Raw genomic sequence first — 21,822 nt, forward strand, 5'->3', positions numbered from 1 at the left:
TTTCGATGGGTGCGGAGCATGATCGAGGCTGTCGGCCTGACCAAGCGCTACGGCGACAAGACCGCTGTGCACAACCTCTCCTTCCAGGTACGGCCCGGGGCCGTCACCGGCTTCCTCGGGCCGAACGGCTCGGGCAAGTCGACGACGATGCGGATGATCCTCGGACTGGACAATCCGACGGCGGGCCGGGTGACCATCGGCGGCTACCCCTACCGCAAGCTGCCGAACGCGCCCCGACAGGTCGGTGCCCTGCTGGACGCCAAGGCCGTGCACGGCGGCCGGAGCGCCCGCAACCACCTGCTGTCCCTGGCCCAGCTGTCCGGCATCCCGGCCCGGCGGGTCGACGAGGTGCTCGGCGTGGTGGGCCTGCGGGACGTGGCCAAGCGGCGCTCCCAGGGCTTCTCCCTCGGCATGGGCCAGCGGCTCGGCATCGCCGCCGCGCTGCTCGGCGACCCCCAGGTGCTGCTGTTCGACGAGCCCGTCAACGGGCTCGACCCCGAGGGCATCCTCTGGGTGCGCAACCTGATGAAGGCGCTGGCGGCGGAGGGCCGTACCGTCTTCGTCTCCTCGCACCTGATGAGCGAGATGGCTTTGACCGCCGACCACCTCGTCGTCATCGGGCGCGGGCAGCTGCTGGCCGACATGAGCGTGCGGGACTTCATCGCGGCCAACTCCGCGGGCTTCGCGCGCGTACGCACGCCCGACACCGAGCCGCAGCTGCGCGAGAAGCTGGCCTCGGCACTCGCCGAGGCGGGCGCGCACGTGCTGCCCGAGCAGGACGGCGCGCTGCGGGTGACCGGGCTGCCGCTGCCGCGCATCAGCGACGTCGCGCACGAGACGGACGTACGGCTGTGGGAACTGTCGCCGCATCAGGCCTCGCTGGAAGAGGCGTACATGCGGATGACCCAGGCCGCCGTCGACTACCGCTCGACCGTCGACGAGCGGGCCGGGCTCCAGCAGCCGCTGCCGCCGGACGCGCAGCCGCCGGTCCCGGTGCCGGGCCAGGGCCAGCCGGGCTGGTACGCCCCGCCGCCGCCCCAGCAGGGCGGGCAGCCTTTCACGATGCCGCAGGGCGGACCGGTCCCGGCGGGGCCGTACGGCGCTCCCGCCGCGCCCGGCGGGCCCGCGGCGGGTCAGCAGCCGAACCCCTACGCCCAGCCGGCCCCGCAGGCGCCCGCCGCACCGACGGCCGCCCCCACCGTCCCGCCGTCCGCGCCCGCCACCCCGCCGGCGCAGGCCCCGGCCGCCCAGCCCTCCGCCTCCTCCCCCGCCGCCCCCGCCGCCCCCGCCGACGAGACCAAGCCCGAGGACGCCCGATGAGCACGCCCCAGCCCCCCCTGCAGCAGGCCGCGCCCGGCGCGCCGTACGCCGGTTACACTTCGCCGATCCCCGTCGTGCGCACGCACCTCGGGCACGCGCTCGCCTCGGAGTGGACGAAGATCAAGTCGGTGCGCTCCACGATGTGGACGCTGGGCGTGTTCGTGCTGCTCGTGGTCGGCATCGGACTGCTCGCCGGCGCGCTGGTCGCCGCGAACACCTCGACGGAGTCGGACCTCGGCGACGAGTCGGCGCTCACCCTCGGCTTCTTCGGGCTGCTGCTCGGCAGCATGTGCCTGATCACGCTGGGCGTGCTGACCACCGCCTCCGAGTACGGCACGGGGATGATCCGGACGACGATGGCCGCCTGCCCCACGCGCGGGCGGGTGCTCGCCGCGAAGGCCATCGTGTTCTTCGCGGTCGCCTTCGTGGTGACGCTGGTCGCCGCCGGCCTCGTCGCCTTCGTCCACGTCGGCATGGTCACCAACGCCCGGGAGCCCTCGGGCGAGGAGTGGCTGAGGGGGACGGTCGGCGTCTCGCTCTACGTCGCGCTGCTCGGGCTGCTGTCGCTCGTGGTCGGCTCGATCGTCCGGCACTCGGCGGGCGCCATCACCATCATGATCGCCACGGTGCTCGCCCCGCTGGTCATCGCGATGTTCATGTTCGCGTCCTCGCTGGAGGACCTGCGCCAGGCGCTGTTCGAGTACTCGATCCCGAACCAGATGAGCGTCTTCTACGCCAACTCGCTCTCCGAGTCCGGCCCGTCCGGCTGGGAGCCGCTGTGGATCATACTGGGCGTGACGGCCGCCGCGTTCGCCTGCGCCTACGCCCTGCTGGAGAAGCGGGACGTCTAGGGCCTGTTGTGGACGTGCTGGTCACAGCCCTTCGTCGAGGGCCGCGATCAGCGCGGTCGCTCCGTAGCGAACGGCGGGTCTGTCGTACCTCGCGGCGACGGCCCGGTGGCGTTCGGCGGTTGATCCCGCACCGCGTGGCGCGGCGTGCAGTCGTCCTCGTCGAACGTCTCGGCGGCCGCCCACCGCGCGATCCGCGCCGGAGGCGGCCGCGGAACCGGTCCGCCGGGCCGGGGACGGTGGCCTTGATCCCGCGTCTGCGGAGGCGGGAGCGGTTACCGTGGGAGGGAGTGAGGGGGCGGTTCGCCCGGTTCTCGTGTGACGCGGCCGGCGATGAGGCGAGCCGTGCTCCGGTCGGCTCCGCCTTGGCCGAAACCGCCCACGGCGTCGCGCCGGGGGCGGTTCGCGGGTGGCGTTCTGGCGGGGGTCAGTTCACGCCGATGGCGTCCAGCATCGCCGCTTCGACGTGGTCGGCTGCGTGGCGGTGGCCGCGGGCGTTGGGGTGGACGAGGGACAGCTGACCAGGGGGAGTGAGGATGCCTTCCACCCATGCGCCGGCGTCGCAGACGCTGTGGTTCCGGGAGGAGTCGTAGAGGTCCACGAAGCGGGCCGCGTCGAGAGTGCCGGCCGACTTCTCGATGACGTTGTCGAGGGGTTCCAGGACGTCGGTGCGCAGCCAGTCCAGGTCGCCCTGGGTGATGGGGCCGAACTGCTCCCAGTTGTCGTACTCGCACTGGGAGGTGTCCTCGGGGATGACCGTGGGGTAGCCGACGGCCAGGATCTTCGCGTGCGGGGCGCGCTCGTGGAGCACGGTGAGCATCTCGTCGTAGTCGCTGCGCACCGTGTTCAGCCGGGCGGGGACGCCTGCGGCCAGGCCGTCCTTGCACGGGGTGCCCACACCGCCGCTGCCCTGGCCCAGTTCCAGGCACCTGCCGAGGATGTCGGCGAAGCCGAGGGTGTTGCCGCCCGCGCCGACGGTGATCACGTCGGTGCCGGGGCCTACCGCCTCGGACTGGGGCGGCACCGGGGGGAACGGGTAGTCCGGGTCCGGGTTGCCCGGCAGGCCGCGGCCGATCGGCTCCTGCGCCCTGAAGGTGACGTTCTCGATGGCGGCGGCGCCGCAGCTGACGTTGGTCAGGTCGAAGAGCGAGCCGAGGTCGCGGTCGATGACCTGCGGGTAGGACCGGTCGGTGCGCTCGCAGCCGTCGCGGGGCACTTCGAAGGTGTCGCCGGCCGCCGGGATGACCCCGGCGGTGTAGGAGTCGCCCAGGGCGACCCACTGCCGGTCCGCCGCGGCAGCGGGCTGTGCCCCGGCGAGTTGTGCGGGTGCGAGGGCGGCTGCGGCGAGAGTTGCGGCCGAGCCGAGCAGGGCCAGACGAGCGCGGAACCTTGCCACGAATCCTCCAGGGATGCGAAGTTGACCTCCCTTTGACCGTAGAAGCACCGTCACGCAGAGCGTCAGATCACTTACGGACGGTCATATGTGCTCTTGTCGGATGGGTCCGTGTGGGGGACGCGAGTTCGGCGTGCCCGCCCGGCGTACTCCTTCATGACCGTCTCAATGCCCCACTTGCTCATGACGGGTTGCATCCCTGACCGAACGAGCACCCCGGACGTGCCGCGCGGGTGCAGGGAGACTGTCTCGTTCTCGATCTTCACCGAGAGGGTCCGCACAAGGGCGACAGGCACCCTGCACGACGCGAGCCCGCACCAGGGGCGCACTCGTAGGGCGGATCCCTCTGGTGCGACGGTCGTGGGTCGCGGCCACTCGGTGCTTCTTGTCCGGCGGACGGCGGGACCGGTCGGGCGCGGGACCGGTCCCGCTCTAGAACTTCGGCGCGTTGCGGGGCCGGTGCACCCGCGTGGTGCGGCGGTCCCGTGCGTTCCAGCACGCCTTGTGCCAGTGCCGGCGGTCGTCGACGCCCGCGTGCTCGGGCCAGGCCACCACGTGCGGCACGGCGGACGGGATGAGCTGGTCGCAGCCGGGGCAGCGGTACGTCTTGCCCTCGGCGCTGGCCCCGGCGACGTGGCGCACGTTCCAGTCCTCGCCCTGCCAGCCCTCCGTGGACTGCCAGCCCCCGTAGCGGCCCGGGCGGTCGTCCTCGGCGCTCGGGCCGGAGGAGCCGGCGGCCTTCGGGCCCTTCGGGCGGTTGCGACGCGGGGACACGGGACACCTCACGGAGCTATACAGGAACCGGGTCATGTCCAGCCTACGCGGCCCGCGGAGGGGTACGCGGAACGCAGCGAACCTCACAAGTGCCCCTCTCCGACCGTTCATTCTGCCGACAATCCGCCAATCCCTTCGCCGGACCGTGTCCTCGGCACGTGTCAGACGGTTATGCCGAGTGGGGGAGCTCCGTGTCGGAGCCAAGGAAGCAGGAAGAGCGATGCGCGTAGGAACGTTCGTGTTGGCGGCCCAGTTCCCGGGCCAGGGCCAGGGGGAGGCGCTGCACCGCGCGGTCCGCTCGGCGGAGGTCACCGAGGAGGCGGGGCTCGACTCGGTCTGGCTGGCCGAGCACCACTTCGTGCCGTACGGCACCTGTCCGTCGGCGATCACGCTGGCCGCCCTGGTGCTCGGCCGCACCCGCCGCGTCCGGGTCGGTACGGCGGTCAGCGTGCTGCCCACCACCCACCCGGTCGCGCTCGGCGAGCAGGCCGCGCTGCTGCACGTGACGAGCGGCGGCCGCTTCACGCTGGGCGTCGGGCGCGGTGGTCCGTGGGTGGACCTGGAGGTGTTCGGCGCCGGGCTGGAGGCGTACGAGCGAAAGTACCCGGAATCACTCGATCTGCTGTTGCGCTGGCTGCGCGAACCGGCGGTGGCGGGCCCCGGCGGCCGTTACGACTTCCGTGAAGTCCCCGTCGTGCCGCGGCCGTCGGAGTGCCTGACGGAGACCGCGGGGCCGGAGGTGCTCGTCGCGTGCACCTCCCCGGCGAGTGTGCGCGCGGCGGCCGAGCGCGGCCTGCCGATGCTGCTCGGCATGCATGTCGGGGACGAGGAAAAGGCCGAGATGGTCGCCCTGTGGCGGCAGCACGCGCGCGCGGTGGGGCGGCCGGCGGCGGAGGTCCTCGGCGCGGGCCACGTGTCGGCCGGCGTCTGCCAGATCGCGGACCGGCGCACGGACGCGGCGGAGACGCTGCTGAAGGCGATGCCGGGATGGCTCAAACAGGGGCTCGACGCCCATGTCACGGTGGACGGGCGGGAGCGTCGCAAGCGCGATCCGCTGGCCTACACGGAGCTGCTCTGCGGGCTGCACCCGGTGGGCACCCCGCGGCTGTGCGCCGACCGGCTGGCGGCGACCAGCGAGCGCACGGGCGTGTCCCGGTTCGCCCTGCTGGTCGAGGGTTCCGGGGATCTGGCCACGACGGAGGAGAACGTACGGCGGCTGGGCGCCGAGGTGCTGCCCCAGCTGACGTGACCGGCCCCCGCCCCAGAAGGCTTGCCGCTCCGGTACAGATCGCACCTCCCGTGTACGGAGCGGCAAGCAAGCAGTGCACCGTCTCAGCAGTCCCGCAGCTCCGGGGACTGGTTGAGCAGCTGGCCACGGATCGAGGTGAAGCGGGCCAGCCTCTCGTCCGCCGAGGCGTCCAGCGGGAACACCGCCACGCGGTGGCAGTTCTGGAAGGCCAGCCGCACACCGAAGTGCCGCTGCAACGCACCGCGGATGGCGTCACTCGCGAGCGCACGCAGCAGCTGACCGCGTGCCTGCTCGTCCGGCGGGGGCGTCTGGTTGTCGGCGAACTCTCCGCCGTCCACCTTCAGCTGGGCCACCAGGGAGCTGATCATCTCCCATGCGTAGGGCAGGGAGGTCCGGACGCAGTCGACGAAGGCAGCTTCGTCGACCTCGCCTCGCTCGGCCTGTTCGAGTAGGGCCGGTGAGACGTCGAGCGACATGGGTTCTCCTCTCGCACCCCCAACCAGCAGGGGTTGCCGGACAGATGTGGGAGCACGCGAACATGACCACGCTGTGTACACACATCGCGACCTCCCGTTCAATACGGTAGGCAGCCGACGGTGACCGCACCAGAAGAATGCGCACACAGACAGATCCCAGTAGGCGCACAATCGGCCACTACCGAACACGGGTCTTCCCGGACAACAGGGGTGACCCGCCGGGCCCCGGCTCCGGCGGCCGCGGGAGGAGACGGGTGGGCGAATCGCGTGCACACCAGCCCGTCGAGTAGCGTTGCCGACCATGCGTCTCGTCATCGCCCGATGCTCCGTCGACTACGCGGGCCGGCTCACCGCCCACCTCCCCACCGCCCCCCGCCTCATCCTGGTGAAGGCGGACGGCAGCGTCTCCATCCACGCGGACGACCGGGCCTACAAGCCCCTGAACTGGATGTCGCCGCCCTGCACGCTGAAGGAGGGCACCGGCGAGGAGGCCGGCGTCTGGACCGTCGTCAACAAGGCGGGCGAGAAGCTCATCATCACGATGGAGGAGGTCCTGCACGACTCCTCGCACGAACTGGGCGTCGACCCCGGCCTGATCAAGGACGGCGTGGAAGCGCACCTTCAGGAGCTGCTCGCCGACCGCATCGAGACCCTCGGCGAGGGCTACACGCTGATCCGCCGTGAGTACATGACCGCCATCGGCCCGGTCGACATCCTGTGCCGGGACGCCGAGGGCCGGACCGTCGCGGTCGAGATCAAGCGGCGCGGCGAGATCGACGGCGTGGAGCAGCTCACCCGCTATCTGGAGCTGCTGAACCGCGACCCCCGTCTGGCGCCGGTGCGGGGCGTCTTCGCCGCCCAGGAGATCAAACCGCAGGCCCGCGTCCTGGCGACGGACCGCGGGATCGGCTGCCAGGTGCTGGACTACGACGCCCTGCGCGGGATCGAGGACGACAAGCTGCGGCTGTTCTGAAGGCCGCCCTCCGCGCCGTACGCGCACGGCCGTCCCGGCTTTCCGGGGGCTCTACGCGCACGGCGGTGCGCGCCGGGTCCGGTGGACGGACCCGGCTCTGTCGTGTCCGCGGGCTCAGATGACCTGTTCCGGGCCGCCGGGGGTGCCCGTCGCGCTGGACTGCGAGGCGGTGGCGGAGGCGGAGCCGCTGGCGGTGGTGGAGTCGGTCGGCTCCGGGCTGGACGTCGTGGGCGTCGGGCTGGTGGTCGGCGTGGGCGACCCGGAGGTGGTCGGCTCGCCGGTCGGCGTCCCGGGAGACGTCGGCCTCGTCGGGGAGGTCGCCGGCGGCTTCGTGGGCGGGGACGACGGCGAGTCGGGGGCGCCGCCCCCGCCCGGCCGGTGGCTGCCGCTCGGCTCGTCCGACGGCTCCTCCGCCCCGGCCCCGGTGCCCGGATCCCTCGGCGACCGGTCGTCCGTCGTGCCGAGGGTGCCGTCGGGGCCCGGATCCGTCGGCCGGCTGGTGGCGCGGCCCGGGTCGGCCGCGTCGTCCTGGCCCGCCTTCTCCACGCCCGGGCCGCCGTCGTCGGTGCCCTGGCCGGCGGACGGATCGATCTCGACGTGTTCGGACGGGCTCTCGGCGTCGTTGCTGGAGCCGGCGCCGAGCGTGACGACCGTACCGAGCACCGCGACGAGCAGCGCGCCCGCGCCGGCCGCGACGAGGTTGCGCCGGGCCAGGCCGCGCCGGCCGCCGCCCCGGCCGCGGCCAGCCGCCGCACCCGGCGTGGCGCGGTGGGCGACCGGGGCCGGGAAGCCGTCGGGGCGTTGCAGCGGCGGGAACTCCACCCGGGCCGCCGGGACGGCTCCGCCGGACGGCGCCGGCTCCTCCGGGCGGACCTCGGGCGTCTCCTCACCGGCGGCGGCACCGAGCGCGAGCGGCAGCGGGGCGCCGGGTGCCGTGCCCTCCCGGTCGGTCACCAGGGCCAGGGCGCGCCGGCCGGCCACCGTGCCGCGCTTGTCGGCGAGGGCGCCGCGCAGCCCGATGGACGCCTCCAGTTCGGCGCGGGCCCGGTCGAGCCGTCCCTCGCAGAGCGCGAGGACGCCCAGCTCGTGGTGGAAGTAGGCCTGTTCGGCCACGTCCCCGGCGAGCCGTGCGGCCTCGACACCGCAGCGCAGCGCCCGTTCCCAGGCGCTCCAGTGCAGCCCGGCGGCGAACGCGGGCGCGGCCGTGCGGGCCAGCCGCACGGTGGCGCTCTCCTCGCCCTCGGCGGGCGGGACGGTCGCGGGAACCAGGACGGCCAGCGCGGTGAGCAGGGCGTCCGCCTCGACGCACACGCGCTCGGGGGTGACCGAGGGGTGCCCGGCCCACCACGAGTAGTGCCGGGCGGTGGTCAGGGCGTGCTCCTGGGGGTCGTCGGCGTACCCGGCGGCCTCCAGCTGGGTCTGTACGCCGGCGCCCAGCCGGTAGCGGGAGCCGACCGGGGAGACCAGCGCGCACCCCAGCAACTCGCCGAGCGCGGCGTCCGCGTGGGTGTCGCCGACCAGTGCGGGCAGATGCGCCTGGTGGGGCAGCTCGCCGCCGAGCGCCACGGCGATCCGCAGGGCGGCGCGGGCGGAGGCGCTGAGCCGGGAGGCGAGCAGCGCGGCGGGTGCCGCTCCCTCGGCGAGGGAGGGCAGGGGAACGTCGGTGCCGACGGGCGGACCGGGCTCGGCGTCGAAGGGCTCGTCCACGACGACGTCCCGGAAGACGCCGAACTCGTCGAGCGCGTCGGCGCCGGCGCGCAGCCGGTCGCGCTGCCGCAGCAGGGCGCCGGCCTGCGCGAACCGCAGCGGCAGGCCCTCGGACTCGAACCACAGGTCCCCGGCCCAGTTGGCCTCGTCCTCGGTGAGCGGCCGGCCGACGGCGTGTTCGAGCAGCTCCAGGCCGCCGGCGCGGTCGAGGCCGTCGAGGAAGATCTCCTCGATCGCCGCGTCGGCGGACGGCGCGGGCACGTCCGGGGTGGCGGCGACGAGGAAGGCGCACTCCGGGGTGGCGTCCAGCAGTTCGTCGAGCGCGGCACCGCCGAACTCCAGGTCGTCGAGGAGGACGACCGCGCCGATCTCGCCGACGGCGGCGAGCAGTTCGTCCCGTTCCGGGCGGTGCAGGGGCGCGTCGTGGACGGCGTGGAAGAGCTCGTGCAGCAGGTCGGCCGGGGTGCGGTGGAAGCCGGACAGCCGGATGACGCCGTCGGGGGCGAGGTCCGCGCAGTCCTCGGCGACGACGTCGAGCAGGGTGGTGCGGCCGGAGCCGCCGGGGCCGGTGAGGCGTACGGAGCGGCCGCGGGCCAGCAGCCGTACCAGACGCTCGCGTTCGTCCTGGCGGCCGAGGAGCGGCAGGGCGGGCCGGCCCGGGCCGGGCGGCACCGGCGGGGCGGCGGCGCGGGCCACCTCGGCGCGCCGGGCGGGGGGCAGCTTCGCGGGCCGGCCGGGAGCCTCACCGGGCGGGCGGAGTTCTATCTCGCTGCCGTCGACCGGGTTGACGGTGAGCAGCAGGTCGCCGGAGACCAGCTGCACCGTGCGGGCGAGCGCGGGCGCGTGCTGGCCGAAGTCGGAGGTCAGGGAGTCCCTGGGCGGGCGCTGGCGCGGCGAGTTGCCTGCCCCGCGCTCGAACTCACGCGAGCGGGAGGCACCGCCGTCGTCGTGGCCGTACTCCTCGGGTCCCCAGGTGTTCGGGTCCATAGGTATGAGCCCCCCAAAAGCGTCGGGTGCGTCGAGCCCCTCCCGGCCTTGCCGCATTACCACGCTGTCGCTTCTGGTCCGGGCCCGCACGAGGGTGGATCAGACGCGGGCGACCGAACCCTAATCCTTCGGTCAGTATCCACGACAGCCCGGGGTGCCACCGGGTCCGAGACGTCACGGTCTCGTGAGGATTGGGTGCGTCGGGCGTTTCGCCGTGAGCCGCCCGGTCTCCACCGGCCCCGGTGGCGCCCCCGGACCGGGGTCAGACGCGGGGCAGCGACTCCACCCCGATGCCGCCCTCGATGGCCAGGATCCGGTGCAGCCGGGTGGCCACCAGCAGGCGCTGCATCTGCGGCGGTACGCCGCGCAGCACCAGGCGCCGGCCGCAGCGGCCGGCCCGCCGGTGGGCACCCATGATGACCCCGAGTCCGGTGGCGTCCCACGAGTCCAGTTCGGACAGGTCGAGGACGAGGTCGCCGTCGCCGTCGTCGACGGCCGAGTGCAGGACCGTACGGGCGTCCGCCGCGCTGCGGACGTCGAGACGGCCCCCGACGACCACCTCGGCGTGGTCGCCCCTGATGTGCATATGCGCTCCCCGTGAGTGCGATGGCGTACTCGGCTGACGGTGGCTGTGCACCGTCTGACTGCTTCCGTGGCGACGCGGTTGCTGCTTGTCAGCGAACCGATACCGAATTCACCCCGAGGTGTGATGTCTCGGGGGCGTGCGCCGACTCAGTGCTTGTAGAAGCCCTGCCCGCTCTTGCGTCCGATGTCACCGGCGTCAACCATCCGGCGCATCAGCTCCGGCGGAGCGAACTTCTCGTCCTGGGTCTCGGTGTAGATGTTGCTCGTGGCGTGCAGCAGGATGTCGACGCCGGTGAGGTCGGCCGTGGCCAGCGGGCCCATGGCGTGACCGAAGCCGAGCTTGCAGGCCAGGTCGATGTCCTCGGCCGAGGCGACGCCCGACTCGTACAGCTTGGCGGCCTCGACGACGAGCGCCGAGATGAGCCGGGTGGTGACGAAGCCGGCCACGTCGCGGTGGACGACGATGCAGGTCTTGCCGACCGACTCGGCGAACTCCCGTGCGGTGGCGAGGGTCTCGTCGCTGGTCTTGTGGCCGCGGACCAGTTCGCACAGCTGCATCATCGGCACCGGCGAGAAGAAGTGGGTGCCGACGACCCGCTCCGGGCGCTCCGTCACGGCCGCGATCTTGGTGATCGGGATGGCGGAGGTGTTGGAGGCGAGCACGGCGTCCGGGCGCACGATCCCGTCCAGGGTGCGGAAGATCTCGTGCTTGACGTCCAGCCTCTCGAAGACGGCCTCGACGACGATGTCGGCGTCGGCGGCGGCGTCCAGATCGGTGGTCGCGGTGATCCGGGCGAGGGCGGCGTCGGCGTCCTCGGCCGCCAGCCGGCCCTTGGCGACGAACTTGTCGTACGACGCCCGGATGCCGTCGGTGCCCCGCTCGAGCGCCTCGTCGGTGACGTCGCGCAGGACCACGTCCCAGCCCGCCTGGGCGGAGACCTGGGCGATGCCGGATCCCATGAGGCCGGCCCCGATGACGGCGAGCTTCCGTGCCACTGACGACTCCCCTGGTGATGCTTGCGCGCTGTCGACGATCCTCTCCGGCGGACCCTAGCGTCCGTGAGGCCCTGTGTGACCGGTTAGTAACGCGCGTCACGTCTCACATGACGGACATCACACCGGCACGGCTCACCGGGCGCCCCGTACGGCGTAGTTGGGCGCCTTCTCCCCCGACGGATCCGCCGGCCGCCGGGCGGCCCGCCGGCACTACGCTGGCCTCATGGTCAACCTGACGCGCATCTACACCCGCACCGGCGACCGGGGCACCACCGCTCTCGGTGACATGAGCCGGGTCGCCAAGACCGACCCGCGGATCTCGGCCTACGCGGACGCCAACGAGGCCAACGCCGTGATCGGCACGGCGATCGCGCTGGGCGGCCTGGACGAGGAGATCGTCAAGGTCCTCACCCGCGTCCAGAACGACCTGTTCGACGTGGGCGCGGACCTGAGCACGCCGGTGGTGGAGAACCCCGCGTACCCACCGCTGCGGGTCGAGCAGTCCTACGTCGACAGGCTGGAGGCGGACTGCGACCGCTTCCTGGACGGGCTGGACAAGCTGCGCTCCTTCATCCTGCCGGGCGGCACGCCGGGCGCCGCCCTGCTGCACCAGGCCTGCACCGTCGTACGGCGGGCCGAGCGCTCCACGTGGGCGGCGCTGGAGGCGCACGGCGAGACGATGAACCCGCTCACCGCGACCTATCTGAACCGGCTGTCGGACCTGCTGTTCATCCTCGCGCGGACCGCGAACAAGGAACGGGGCGACGTGCTGTGGGTGCCCGGCGGCGAGCGCTGAGCCGGGGCACCCCGGTCAGCGGCGCGGCGTGCCGCGTCCCCGCCCGGCGGTGACCGGCTCCGGGGCGTCGGGCGCCCTCTTCGGCCAGACGGCGTAGCTGAGGGCGATCAGGCCGTGGATGCCGGCCGCGCGCCAGGCGACGAGGATCCAGCTGCGCAGGGGGCCGGTGCGCCCCGGGTCGCCCACGTACCACGTCGCGGCCAGCAGGAGCAGGCTCGCCACCGCCGCGGCCACGACCGTGCCGAGCCAGATCCGCCCCTCGTGCCGGGCCCGCGCCATCCCGTACCGGGGCGGCCGGACCGGCGGCGCGCCGCCGCCGAGGCGGTGCGCGGCGTGGCCGTCGAGCCAGGTCACCGTGCGGTGGCCGTGGCCCACGGTGCAGCCGATGTAGAGGGCGGCCAGACCGTGCTTCCAGCCGGGGTCGGCGCCGTTCCTGAGGTCGATGACGGTGGCGGCCAGCAGGACGACCTCCAGCAGCGGTTCGAGCAGCAGCAGGGCCAGCCCCGTGCGGCGCATCCGCAGCACGTAGCGGAAGAACAGCCCCGCGGCCAGCAGCACCCAGAAGCCGACCTCGCAGACGACGATCAACGCGACGATCACGGCGCACTCCTCTCGGTCACCCCTCCAGGCTCCCGTCCGGACCGGCCGGACGCGTCGTCGCCGGTGACGAACCGCCGCTGCATCCTTCGATGTACTCGCGGACCGTCCCGCCGGACCAGGCGCCGGGCACGTCCGCCGTGTTGGATGGTGCCATGGCCGTACCACTCCCCCGCCCGCGCCGCTTCGACCTGTACGTCGGGGTGGCCGGGCTGCTCGGCGGGCTGCTGCTGTGGGGCATCGGCCTCGGCGTCCGCCCGGCCGGCGAGCCGGTCGTGCTGTGGCCGGGGCGCTGGCCGCTGCTGGTGCCGCTCGCCGTGATGGCGGGCTGCGAGACGCTGCGCCGGGCCGCCCCGCGCACCGCCCTGCTCACCGGCACGGCCGCGCTGGTCGCGGACACCCTCACGCAGGGCAGTCTGATCACCGTCCTGATGTACACCGACGTGATGTACGCGGCCGTGCTGTACGGCACCCCCGCCTCGGCCCGCCGCGTCCCCCGGATCGCCGGCCTGCTCACGGTGGCCGCGACGATCGTGCCGTTCGCGGTGTGGCGGGTGCCGGAGGCCCTGCTGATCGGGGCCGCCGTCGGCATCGTCGCCTTCGCGCCCGCCTCCACCGGTCTGATCGTGCGCAACCACCGCGAGGCCGCCGACGCCGCCCGGCTGCGCGCCGAGCAGACCGCGCTGCTCGCCGAGATGGACCGGGTCCAGGCGGTCACGGCGGAACGCGCGCGGATGGCCCGGGAGTTGCACGACATGGTCGCCAACCACCTGTCCGCGATCGCCATCCACTCCACCGCCGCGCTCTCCCTGGACGAGCCGGAGACCACCCGGCAGGCGCTCGGTGTCATCCGGGAGAACAGCGTCGAGGGGCTGGCGGAGATGCGCCGGCTGATCGGGCTGCTGCGTGACTCCGGCGGCGACACGGAACCCGCCGCGGCGCCCACCCTGGAGGGGCTCGGCGCGCTGGTGGACACCGCCCGCGCCAACGGCCTGGACGTCGCCCTCGTCGCCGAGCACGGCACGGGTCTGCCCGCGCCGGTGGAGCTGGCGGCCTACCGGATCGTGCAGGAGTCGCTCACCAACGCCCTCAAGCACGCCGGGCCCGGCCGGGTCCAGGTCGCGCTGCGGCACCGCGACGGCTCCCTGGACATCACCGTGACCAGCCCGTACGGCGACCGGGACGGCCCCCGGGCGCCCGGCTCCGGCGCCGGCCTGATCGGCATGCGGGAGCGGGCCGCCCTGCTGGACGGCAGCTTCGCGGCGGGGCCGGAGGACACACCCGGGGGCCGGGTCTGGGCGGTACGGACCACGCTCCCCCTCATCGAAGGAGTGACCGAATGATCCGTGTGCTGGTCGCCGAGGACCAGTCGGCCGTACGGGCCGGGCTCGTGCTCATCCTGCGCAGCGCGCCCGACATCGAGGTGGTCGGTGAGGCGTCCGACGGCGAGGAGGCGGTGGCGCTCGCCCGCGAACTGCGGCCGGACGTGGTGCTGATGGACGTGCAGATGCCGCGGCTGGACGGGGTGGCGGCCACCCGGCAAGTGGTGGCGGAGGGGCTGGCCGACGTGCTCGTCCTGACCACCTTCGACCTGGACGCGTACGTGTTCGGCGCGCTGCGCGCTGGCGCCGGCGGGTTCCTGCTGAAGAACACGGAGGCGAAGGACCTGCTGGCGGCGGTCCGCACGGTGGCGGGCGGGGAGGGACTGATCGCCCCGGCGGTCACCCGCCGGCTGATCGCCGAGTTCGCCGCGCAGCCGGCCCGGGAGCCGAGGGCCGACACCGCGGTGCTGGACGCCCTGACCCGGCGCGAGCGCGAGGTGCTGTCGTGTCTCGGCGAGGGGCTGTCCAACGCCGCCGTCGCGGCCCGCCTCGACATGGCGGAGGCGACGGTGAAGACGCACGTCAGCCGGTTGCTGGGCAAGCTGGGGCTGCGCAGCCGGGTGCAAGCGGCGGTACTGGCACAGGAGTTGGGGATCTAGCGGGCGCCGACGCACCGCGGGGGCAGCGGCTCGGAGCAGTGGTCCAGACCTATTGACCTATGGTCCAGACCTTTCTATCCTCGCCGCACTGAGGGTCCGATGGCTCAGTCATCCCCCGACAACCCCATAAGGAGGCGCAGCATGCGCTTCAGACACAGAGCCGCGGCAGGGTTCGCGACCCTGCTGCTCCCGCTGGCCGGTCTGGTCGGTCTCGCGAGCCCCGCCCAGGCGGCCACCTCGGCCACGGCCACCTACGCCAAGACCCAGGACTGGGGCACCGGCTTCGAGGGCAGGTGGACCGTCAAGAACACCGGCACCACCACCCTGAACTCCTGGACCGTGGAGTGGGACTTCCCCTCCGGCACGTCCGTCACGTCCGCCTGGGACGCCGACGTCACCTCCTCCGGCACCCACTGGACGGCCAGGAACAAGGCCTGGAACGGCACCCTCGCCCCCGGTGCCTCCCTCACCTTCGGCTTCAACGGCACCGGCACGGGCGCCCCCGCCGGCTGCAAGCTGAACGGCGGCAGTTGTGACGGCGGCGGCTCGGTCCCCGGCGACAACCCGCCCTCCGCGCCGGGCACCCCGACCGCCTCCGGCGTCACCGACACCTCGGTGCGGCTCACCTGGAGCGCCGCCACCGACGACAAGGGCGTCACGAACTACGACGTCCTGCGCGGCGGCACCAAGGTCGCCACCGTCACCACCACGAGCTGGACGGACACCGGCCTGACCGCCGGTACCGACTACGCGTACACCGTCCAGGCCCGGGACACCGCCGACCAGACCGGCCCGGTCAGCGCCTCGGTCGCGGTCCGCACCACCGGCGGCTCCACCGGCCCCGGCCCGCAGCCCGGCGCGAAGGTCAACCTCGGCTACTTCACCGAGTGGGGCGTCTACGGCCGCAACTACCACGTCAAGAACCTGGTCACCTCCGGCACCGCCTCGAAGATCACCCACATCAACTACGCGTTCGGCAACGTCAGCAACGGTCAGTGCACCGTCGACGACACCTACGCCGCGTACGACAGGGCCTACACCGCCGACCAGTCGGTCAGCGGCACCGCCGACACCTGGGACCAGCCGCTGCGCGGCAACTTCAACCAGCTGCGCCAGCTGAAGGCCAAGTACCCGCACATCAAGGTGCTGTACTCGTTCGGCGGCTGGACCTACTCCGGCGGCTTCGGCCAGGCCGCGCAGAACGCCGCCGCGTTCGCCAAGTCCTGCAAGGCCGTCGTGGAGGACCCGCGCTGGGCCGACGTCTTCGACGGCATCGACATCGACTGGGAGTACCCCAACGCCTGCGGCCTGACCTGCGACACCTCCGGCCCGGCGGCGTTCCGGGTCCTCATGCAGGCCCTGCGCGCCGAGTTCGGACGCGACTACCTGGTCACCGCGGCCATCACCGCCGACGGCTCCTCCGGCGGCAAGATCGACGCGGCCGACTACGGCGGCGCCGCGCAGTACCTCGACTGGTACAACGTGATGACGTACGACTACTTCGGCGCCTTCGACACGGACGGCCCGACCGCCCCGCACTCCCCGCTCACCTCGTACCCGGGGATCCCGGCGGCCGGCTTCAACTCGGCCGACGCGATCGCCAAGCTGAAGTCGAAGGGCGTCCCGTCCGCCAAGCTGCTGCTCGGCATCGGCTTCTACGGTCGCGGCTGGACCGGCGTCACCCAGTCGGCCCCCGGCGGCGCGGCGACCGGCGCGGCCCCCGGCACCTACGAGGCGGGCATCGAGGACTACAAGATCCTCAAGAACACCTGCCCGGTCACCGGCACCATCGCCGGTACGGCCTATGCGCACTGCGGCACCAACTGGTGGTCCTACGACACCCCGTCGACCATCGCCGGGAAGATGACCTGGGCCAAGAACCAGGGGCTGGGCGGCGCCTTCTTCTGGGAGTTCAGCGGCGACACCGGCAACGGCGAACTGGTCACCGCCATCAGCAACGGGCTGAAGTAGCCCGCACCGCACCACCCCTGAGCACCATCGACGCTCCCCCCGGACTCCGTCCGGGGGGACCCCCGCCCGGCGGGTGAACGAGGCTACGCCACGTTCACCCGCTGTCCGGGCGGGGCTGCCTCCAGCCACGCGAGGAAACCGGTCAGCGCGTCCTCGCTCATGGCGAGTTCCAGGCGCGTGCCCCGGTGCAGACAGGCCAGCACCACCGAGTCGGACAGGAGCGCCAGCTCCTCCTCGCCCTCGGGCAGCCGGCGGCCGGCCACCTCGATGGCGGACCGCTCCAGGACGCGGCGCGGGCGGGGGGCGTAGGAGAAGACGCGGAACCACTCCACCCGGTCGCCGTTGTAGCGGGCCACACCGTACGCCCAGCCCTTGCCGCCGGTGTCGGGTTTCTCGGCCACGTCCCAGCGCAGGCTGCAGTCGAAGGTGCCGCCGGACCGCTGGATGAGCCGGCGGCGCAGGCCGAAGACGAACAGCCCCAGCACCACCAGCGCGACGACGATTCCGCACACAGTCAGAGCGAGGACCATCGGCACCGACCTCCTCGTCTCCTAGGTAACGGAACGTAAAAAACACCCATATCCGCCTCAGCCGCGGTCGGCTCCGGATTGCTCCGGTGCCGACCGCGGCTGAGTGACGTCATCGCACGGCGGACTCGGTCAACGGGCCGCCGTCGCCGCCCGCAGTCGGACGTCCGCGCGGCGCTGGGCCTCGGCGTCGTCCTCCGCCTTCGCGCGCTCCAGCTCCTGCTCGACGCGCTTGACGTCGATCTCGTCGGCCAGCTCGGCGATCTCGGCCAGCAGGGACAGCTTGTCGTCCGCGAACGAGATGAAACCGCCGTGCACCGCGGCGACGACCGTTCCACCATCACTCGTCCGGATGGTCACCGGGCCCGACTCCAGCACACCGAGCAGCGGCTGGTGACCGGGCATGACGCCGATGTCGCCGGACGTGGTACGCGCGACGACCAGGGTGGCCTCGCCGGACCAGACCTGGCGGTCCGCAGCGACCAGCTCGACGTGCAGCTCAGCAGCCAAGGGTGGCTCCTCGGGTCACCACCCGGCGGTTCGGCCGGGTGTTGGTTACAAGTCTAATGGGCGTGGCAGAGGGGGCGGGACGACCCCGCCCCCTCACGACACGAGCACGCGGGCCCGGGTCAGGAGACGCCCAGCTCCTTCGCGTTCTTCTTCAGGTCCTCGAGACCACCGCACATGAAGAACGCCTGCTCGGGGAAGTGGTCGTACTCGCCGTCGCAGATCGAGTTGAACGCGGCGATCGACTCGTCCAGCGGCACGTCCGAGCCGTCCACGCCGGTGAACTGCTTGGCGACGTGGGTGTTCTGGGACAGGAAGCGCTCCACGCGACGGGCCCGGTGGACGACGAGCTTGTCCTCCTCGCCGAGCTCGTCGATACCGAGGATCGCGATGATGTCCTGGAGGTCCTTGTACTTCTGCAGGATGTTCTTGACGCGCATGGCGGCGTCGTAGTGGTCCTGCGCGATGTACCGCGGGTCCAGGATGCGGGACGTGGAGTCCAGCGGGTCCACGGCCGGGTAGATGCCCTTCTCCGAGATCGGACGGGAGAGCACCGTCGTCGCGTCGAGGTGGGCGAACGTGGTGGCCGGGGCCGGGTCGGTCAGGTCGTCCGCGGGGACGTAGATCGCCTGCATCGAGGTGATCGAGTGACCACGGGTCGAGGTGATGCGCTCCTGGAGGAGACCCATCTCGTCGGCCAGGTTCGGCTGGTAGCCCACCGCGGAGGGCATACGGCCGAGCAGGGTCGACACCTCGGAACCGGCCTGCGTGAAGCGGAAGATGTTGTCGATGAAGAACAGCACGTCCTGCTTCTGGACGTCACGGAAGTACTCGGCCATGGTGAGGCCGGCCAGCGCGACGCGCAGACGGGTGCCCGGGGGCTCGTCCATCTGGCCGAAGACCAGCGCGGTCTTGTCGATGACGCCCGAGTCCGACATCTCCTCGATGAGGTCGTTGCCCTCACGGGTGCGCTCACCGACACCGGCGAACACGGAGACACCGTCGTGGTTGTTGGCGACGCGGTAGATCATCTCCTGGATGAGCACCGTCTTGCCGACGCCGGCACCGCCGAACAGACCGATCTTTCCACCCTTGACGTACGGGGTGAGAAGGTCGATGACCTTGACGCCGGTCTCGAACATCTCGGTCTTCGACTCGAGCTCGTCGAAGTTCGGGGCCTTGCGGTGGATGGACCAGCGCTCGCCCTCGTAGGTCTCGTCGACGTTCAGCACCTCACCGAGGGTGTTGAACACCTTGCCCTTGGTGAAGTCGCCGACCGGGACGGTGATGCCCGTACCGGTGTCGGTGACGGCGGCCTGGCGGACCAGACCGTCGGTCGGCTGCATCGAGATGGTGCGGACCAGGCCGTCACCCAGGTGCTGGGCGACCTCCAGGGTCAGCGTCTTCTTCTCGCCGGCGTTGGCCGGGTCGGCCACCTCGACGTGAAGGGCGTTGTAGATGTCCGGCATCGCGTCGACGGGGAACTCCACGTCGACGACCGGGCCGATGACCCGCGCGACGCGGCCGGTGGCCACGCCCGACGCAGCGGTCGGCTCAACAGTGGTGGTCATTAGTTGTCACTCCCCGCGGTCGCGTCGGCCAGGGCGCTCGCGCCACCGACGATCTCGCTGATTTCCTGGGTGATTTCGGCCTGGCGGGCCGCGTTGGCAAGACGGGAGAGCGTGTTGATCAGCTCGCCCGCGTTGTCAGTGGCCGACTTCATCGCGCGCCGGGTGGCGGCGTGCTTCGAAGCGGCCGACTGGAGCAGCGCGTTGTAGATCCGGCTCTCGACGTACCGCGGCAGCAGGGCGTCCAGGACGTCCTCCGCCGACGGCTCGAAGTCGTACAGCGGGAGGATCTCGCCCTTGGGCTTGGCCTCCGCGGCGACCTCGTCGAGGCTGAGCGGCAGCAGCCGCGCGTCCAGCGCGGTCTGCGTCATCATCGAGACGAACTCGGTGAAGACGATGTGGAGCTCGTCCACGCCGCCGTCCGCCGTGTCCTTCTCGATGGCCTCGATCAGCGGCGCCGCGACCTTCTTGGCGTCCGCGTACGAGGGCTCGTCGGTGAAGCCGGTCCACGACTCCGCGATCCTGCGCTCACGGAAGTTGTAGTGGGCGACACCGCGTCGGCCGACGATGTACGTGTCGACCTGCTTGCCCTCGCGCTCCAGCCGCTCGGTGAGCTGCTCCGCCGCCTTGATGGCGTTGGAGTTGAACGCACCGGCCAGACCCCGGTCGCTGGTCAGCAGCAGCACCGCGGACCGGGTGACCGTCTCGGCCTGGGTGGTGAGCGGGTGCTTGGTGTTCGACCCGGTGCCGACCGCCGTGACCGCGCGGGTCAGTTCCTGCGCGTACGGCGTGGAGGCCGCCACCTTGCGCTGCGCCTTGACGACGCGCGAGGCGGCGATCATCTCCATCGCCTTGGTGATCTTCTTGGTCGCGGTGACGGATCGGATGCGACGCTTGTAGACCCGGAGCTGGGCTCCCATGAGTCAGGTCCCTTCCTTACGTCACTTGGCGGCGGCGGCCAGGGTGTCCTCGCCGAGCAGCTTGCCGTCCGAGGTCTCGAACTGCTTCTTGAACTCGACGATGGCGTCGGCGACGGCCGAGAGGGTGTCGTCCGACATCTTGCCGCCCTCCTTGATGGAGGTCATGAGGCCCTGCTCCTTGCGGTGCAGGTACTCCAGCAGCTCCCTCTCGAAGCGGCGGATGTCGGCGACCGGCACCTCGTCCATCTTGCCGGTGGTGCCGGCCCAGATGGAGACGACCTGGTCCTCGGTGGACATCGGCTGGTACTGAGCCTGCTTCAGCAGCTCGACCATCCGCTGGCCCCGCTCCAGCTGCGCCTTCGACGCGGCGTCCAGGTCGGAACCGAAGGCGGCGAACGCCTCCAGCTCACGGAACTGGGCCAGGTCGACACGCAGACGGCCGGAGACCTGCTTCATCGCCTTGTGCTGCGCGGAACCACCGACTCGGGAGACGGAGATACCGACGTTCAGCGCGGGACGCTGACCGGCGTTGAACAGGTCCGACTCCAGGAAGCACTGGCCGTCGGTGATGGAGATGACGTTGGTCGGGATGAACGCCGAGACGTCGTTGGCCTTGGTCTCGACGATCGGCAGACCGGTCATCGAACCGGCGCCCATCTCGTCGGAGAGCTTTGCGCAGCGCTCCAGCAGGCGTGAGTGCAGGTAGAAGACGTCACCCGGGTAGGCCTCACGGCCCGGCGGGCGGCGCAGCAGCAGGGACACGGCGCGGTAGGCGTCGGCCTGCTTCGACAGGTCGTCGAAGATGATCAGGACGTGCTTGCCCTCGTACATCCACTGCTGGCCGATGGCCGAGCCGGTGTACGGCGCCAGGTACTTGAAGCCGGCCGGGTCGGACGCCGGGGCGGCGACGATCGTCGTGTACTCCAGCGCGCCGTTCTCCTCCAGAGCGCGGCGGACCGACGCGATGGTGGAGCCCTTCTGGCCGATGGCGACGTAGATGCAGCGGACCTGCTTGCCCGGGTCGCCGGTGCGCCAGTTGTCGCGCTGGTTGATGATCGTGTCGACGGCCAGGGCGGTCTTGCCGGTCTGGCGGTCACCGATGATCAGCTGACGCTGACCGCGGCCGATGGGGGTCATCGCGTCGACGGCCTTGTAGCCGGTCTCCATCGGCTCGTGCACCGACTTGCGCTGCATGACCGTGGGGGCCTGCAGCTCGAGGGCGCGGCGGCCGGACGTCTCGATCTCGCCGAGGCCGTCGATCGGGTTGCCGAGGGGGTCGACCACGCGGCCGAGGTAGCCCTCGCCGACCGCGACGGAGAGGACCTCACCGGTGCGCGTGACCGGCTGACCCTCCTCGATGCCGCTGAACTCACCGAGGACGATGGCGCCGATCTCGCGCTCTTCCAGGTTGAGCGCGAGGCCGAGGGTGCCGTCCTCGAACTTCAGCAGTTCGTTGGCCATGGCCGAGGGCAGACCCTCGACCTTCGCGATGCCGTCGCCGGCAAGGGTGACCGTACCGACCTCCTCGCGCGAGGCCGCGTCCGGCTTGTACGACTGGACGAAGGTCTCCAGTGCGTCCCGGATCTCCTCCGGCCGGATCGTGAGCTCCGCCATCTGGGTTCCCTGCTCTCCTTGTTGGGCCCGAAG

General features: G+C 72.1%; 21 protein-coding genes. 8 read left to right on the plus strand and 13 right to left on the minus strand.

Annotation, left to right across the window (positions count from 1 at the left end):
* Positions 1-18: 18 nt before the first annotated feature.
* Both ACFF45_RS19405 and ACFF45_RS19410 read left to right on the plus strand, forming a co-directional pair.
* On the plus strand, positions 19-1,320 hold the full coding sequence (locus ACFF45_RS19405; RefSeq protein ID WP_381347636.1) for an ABC transporter ATP-binding protein: 1,302 nt from the start codon (positions 19-21) through the stop codon (positions 1,318-1,320).
* On the plus strand, positions 1,317-2,171 hold the full coding sequence (locus tag ACFF45_RS19410) for an ABC transporter permease (RefSeq protein ID WP_381347638.1): 855 nt from the start codon (positions 1,317-1,319) through the stop codon (positions 2,169-2,171). The genes ACFF45_RS19405 and ACFF45_RS19410 overlap by 4 nt, the downstream gene beginning before the upstream one ends.
* A 424-nt stretch (positions 2,172-2,595) precedes the next feature.
* Here ACFF45_RS19410 and ACFF45_RS19415 read toward each other — a convergent pair whose 3' ends face one another.
* Positions 2,596-3,564 carry an SGNH/GDSL hydrolase family protein gene (locus ACFF45_RS19415; protein ID WP_381347640.1) on the minus strand — a complete coding sequence of 323 codons (969 nt, stop codon included), beginning with the start codon at positions 3,562-3,564 and terminating at the stop codon, positions 2,596-2,598.
* 429 nt (positions 3,565-3,993) lie between these two features.
* Positions 3,994-4,335: an Rv1322 family protein gene (locus ACFF45_RS19420; RefSeq protein WP_381347642.1), complete on the minus strand. Its 342-nt coding sequence runs from the start codon at positions 4,333-4,335 to the stop codon at positions 3,994-3,996.
* Positions 4,336-4,555: 220 nt separating this feature from the next.
* On the opposite strand from ACFF45_RS19420, the gene ACFF45_RS19425 reads away from it, so the two are divergent.
* Positions 4,556-5,584, plus strand: a complete 1,029-nt coding sequence (locus tag ACFF45_RS19425; RefSeq protein ID WP_381347644.1) for an LLM class flavin-dependent oxidoreductase — start codon at positions 4,556-4,558, stop codon at positions 5,582-5,584.
* An 83-nt stretch (positions 5,585-5,667) separates the two neighbouring features.
* Here the strand turns inward: ACFF45_RS19425 and ACFF45_RS19430 are convergent, their stop codons facing one another.
* Positions 5,668-6,060 carry an SCO5389 family protein gene (locus tag ACFF45_RS19430; protein WP_381347646.1) on the minus strand — a complete coding sequence of 131 codons (393 nt, stop codon included), beginning with the start codon at positions 6,058-6,060 and terminating at the stop codon, positions 5,668-5,670.
* Between the two features lie 301 nt (positions 6,061-6,361).
* Here ACFF45_RS19430 and nucS point away from each other — a divergent pair, with 301 nt between their 5' ends.
* Positions 6,362-7,033, plus strand: a complete 672-nt coding sequence (gene nucS / locus ACFF45_RS19435; RefSeq protein WP_381347648.1) for an endonuclease NucS — start codon at positions 6,362-6,364, stop codon at positions 7,031-7,033.
* Between the two features lie 114 nt (positions 7,034-7,147).
* Here nucS and ACFF45_RS19440 read toward each other — a convergent pair whose 3' ends face one another.
* The 3 genes from ACFF45_RS19440 to ACFF45_RS19450 all read right to left on the minus strand — a co-directional run bounded on the left by ACFF45_RS19440 (position 7,148) and on the right by ACFF45_RS19450 (position 11,308).
* Positions 7,148-9,727: an ATP-binding protein gene (locus ACFF45_RS19440; RefSeq protein WP_381347650.1), complete on the minus strand. Its 2,580-nt coding sequence runs from the start codon at positions 9,725-9,727 to the stop codon at positions 7,148-7,150.
* Between the two features lie 262 nt (positions 9,728-9,989).
* Positions 9,990-10,313: an STAS domain-containing protein gene (locus ACFF45_RS19445; RefSeq protein ID WP_141313208.1), complete on the minus strand. Its 324-nt coding sequence runs from the start codon at positions 10,311-10,313 to the stop codon at positions 9,990-9,992.
* A gap of 146 nt (positions 10,314-10,459) precedes the next feature.
* Positions 10,460-11,308, minus strand: a complete 849-nt coding sequence (locus tag ACFF45_RS19450) for a 3-hydroxyacyl-CoA dehydrogenase family protein (protein ID WP_381347652.1) — start codon at positions 11,306-11,308, stop codon at positions 10,460-10,462.
* 223 nt (positions 11,309-11,531) lie between these two features.
* On the opposite strand from ACFF45_RS19450, the gene ACFF45_RS19455 reads away from it, so the two are divergent.
* The gene (locus ACFF45_RS19455; protein ID WP_381347654.1) at positions 11,532-12,104 is read left to right on the plus strand and encodes a cob(I)yrinic acid a,c-diamide adenosyltransferase; all 573 of its coding nucleotides are present in this window, start codon (positions 11,532-11,534) and stop codon (positions 12,102-12,104) included.
* Positions 12,105-12,119: 15 nt separating this feature from the next.
* Here the strand turns inward: ACFF45_RS19455 and ACFF45_RS19460 are convergent, their stop codons facing one another.
* Positions 12,120-12,704, minus strand: a complete 585-nt coding sequence (locus tag ACFF45_RS19460) for a hypothetical protein (protein WP_381347656.1) — start codon at positions 12,702-12,704, stop codon at positions 12,120-12,122.
* 16 nt (positions 12,705-12,720) lie between these two features.
* The gene (locus ACFF45_RS19465; RefSeq protein WP_381347658.1) at positions 12,721-12,858 is read right to left on the minus strand and encodes a hypothetical protein; all 138 of its coding nucleotides are present in this window, start codon (positions 12,856-12,858) and stop codon (positions 12,721-12,723) included.
* Here ACFF45_RS19465 and ACFF45_RS19470 point away from each other — a divergent pair.
* The 3 genes from ACFF45_RS19470 (at position 12,857) to ACFF45_RS19480 (ending at position 16,653) form a co-directional block, all read left to right on the plus strand.
* On the plus strand, positions 12,857-14,044 hold the full coding sequence (locus ACFF45_RS19470) for a sensor histidine kinase (protein WP_381347660.1): 1,188 nt from the start codon (positions 12,857-12,859) through the stop codon (positions 14,042-14,044). The genes ACFF45_RS19465 and ACFF45_RS19470 overlap by 2 nt on opposite strands.
* Positions 14,041-14,682, plus strand: a complete 642-nt coding sequence (locus ACFF45_RS19475; RefSeq protein WP_381347662.1) for a response regulator — start codon at positions 14,041-14,043, stop codon at positions 14,680-14,682. Before ACFF45_RS19470 ends, ACFF45_RS19475 begins: the two co-directional genes overlap by 4 nt.
* Positions 14,683-14,823: 141 nt before the next feature.
* Positions 14,824-16,653, plus strand: coding sequence for a glycosyl hydrolase family 18 protein (locus ACFF45_RS19480; protein ID WP_381347664.1), 1,830 nt, complete (start codon positions 14,824-14,826; stop codon positions 16,651-16,653).
* An 83-nt stretch (positions 16,654-16,736) separates the two neighbouring features.
* Here ACFF45_RS19480 and ACFF45_RS19485 read toward each other — a convergent pair whose 3' ends face one another.
* From ACFF45_RS19485 to atpA, 5 genes are all read right to left on the minus strand, one after another.
* The gene (locus tag ACFF45_RS19485; protein ID WP_381347666.1) at positions 16,737-17,183 is read right to left on the minus strand and encodes a DUF2550 domain-containing protein; all 447 of its coding nucleotides are present in this window, start codon (positions 17,181-17,183) and stop codon (positions 16,737-16,739) included.
* A gap of 129 nt (positions 17,184-17,312) precedes the next feature.
* A complete protein-coding gene (locus tag ACFF45_RS19490) occupies positions 17,313-17,690 on the minus strand; it encodes a F0F1 ATP synthase subunit epsilon (RefSeq protein ID WP_381347668.1) in 378 nt (125 codons plus the stop codon).
* Between the two features lie 119 nt (positions 17,691-17,809).
* Complete coding sequence (atpD, locus tag ACFF45_RS19495) at positions 17,810-19,258, minus strand: F0F1 ATP synthase subunit beta (protein WP_381347670.1); 1,449 nt, start codon at positions 19,256-19,258, stop codon at positions 17,810-17,812.
* On the minus strand, positions 19,258-20,175 hold the full coding sequence (locus tag ACFF45_RS19500; protein WP_381347672.1) for a F0F1 ATP synthase subunit gamma: 918 nt from the start codon (positions 20,173-20,175) through the stop codon (positions 19,258-19,260). The genes atpD and ACFF45_RS19500 overlap by 1 nt, the downstream gene beginning before the upstream one ends.
* A 21-nt stretch (positions 20,176-20,196) precedes the next feature.
* Positions 20,197-21,789 (minus strand): F0F1 ATP synthase subunit alpha, encoded by a 1,593-nt coding sequence (atpA, locus tag ACFF45_RS19505; RefSeq protein ID WP_381347674.1) that lies wholly within the window; start codon positions 21,787-21,789, stop codon positions 20,197-20,199.
* Between the last annotated feature and the right edge of the window lie 33 nt (positions 21,790-21,822).

This window comes from Streptomyces cinereospinus (assembly GCF_042430725.1).
GTDB lineage: Bacteria > Actinomycetota > Actinomycetes > Streptomycetales > Streptomycetaceae > Streptomyces > Streptomyces cinereospinus.

Bases quoted from the DNA above. Each gene is read 5' to 3' on its own strand.
- ACFF45_RS19405 (WP_381347636.1), top strand. From the start codon at position 19: ATGATCGAGGCTGTCGGCCTGACCAAGCGCTACGGCGACAAGACCGCT.
- ACFF45_RS19410 (WP_381347638.1), top strand. From the start codon at position 1,317: ATGAGCACGCCCCAGCCCCCCCTGCAGCAGGCCGCGCCCGGCGCGCCG.
- ACFF45_RS19425 (WP_381347644.1), top strand. From the start codon at position 4,556: ATGCGCGTAGGAACGTTCGTGTTGGCGGCCCAGTTCCCGGGCCAGGGC.
- ACFF45_RS19430 (WP_381347646.1), bottom strand. From the start codon at position 6,060: ATGTCGCTCGACGTCTCACCGGCCCTACTCGAACAGGCCGAGCGAGGC.
- nucS (WP_381347648.1), top strand. From the start codon at position 6,362: ATGCGTCTCGTCATCGCCCGATGCTCCGTCGACTACGCGGGCCGGCTC.
- ACFF45_RS19440 (WP_381347650.1), bottom strand. From the start codon at position 9,727: ATGGACCCGAACACCTGGGGACCCGAGGAGTACGGCCACGACGACGGC.
- ACFF45_RS19445 (WP_141313208.1), bottom strand. From the start codon at position 10,313: ATGCACATCAGGGGCGACCACGCCGAGGTGGTCGTCGGGGGCCGTCTC.
- ACFF45_RS19455 (WP_381347654.1), top strand. From the start codon at position 11,532: ATGGTCAACCTGACGCGCATCTACACCCGCACCGGCGACCGGGGCACC.
- ACFF45_RS19470 (WP_381347660.1), top strand. From the start codon at position 12,857: ATGGCCGTACCACTCCCCCGCCCGCGCCGCTTCGACCTGTACGTCGGG.
- ACFF45_RS19465 (WP_381347658.1), bottom strand. From the start codon at position 12,858: ATGGCACCATCCAACACGGCGGACGTGCCCGGCGCCTGGTCCGGCGGG.
- ACFF45_RS19475 (WP_381347662.1), top strand. From the start codon at position 14,041: ATGATCCGTGTGCTGGTCGCCGAGGACCAGTCGGCCGTACGGGCCGGG.
- ACFF45_RS19480 (WP_381347664.1), top strand. From the start codon at position 14,824: ATGCGCTTCAGACACAGAGCCGCGGCAGGGTTCGCGACCCTGCTGCTC.
- ACFF45_RS19485 (WP_381347666.1), bottom strand. From the start codon at position 17,183: ATGGTCCTCGCTCTGACTGTGTGCGGAATCGTCGTCGCGCTGGTGGTG.
- atpD (WP_381347670.1), bottom strand. From the start codon at position 19,258: ATGACCACCACTGTTGAGCCGACCGCTGCGTCGGGCGTGGCCACCGGC.
- ACFF45_RS19500 (WP_381347672.1), bottom strand. From the start codon at position 20,175: ATGGGAGCCCAGCTCCGGGTCTACAAGCGTCGCATCCGATCCGTCACC.
- atpA (WP_381347674.1), bottom strand. From the start codon at position 21,789: ATGGCGGAGCTCACGATCCGGCCGGAGGAGATCCGGGACGCACTGGAG.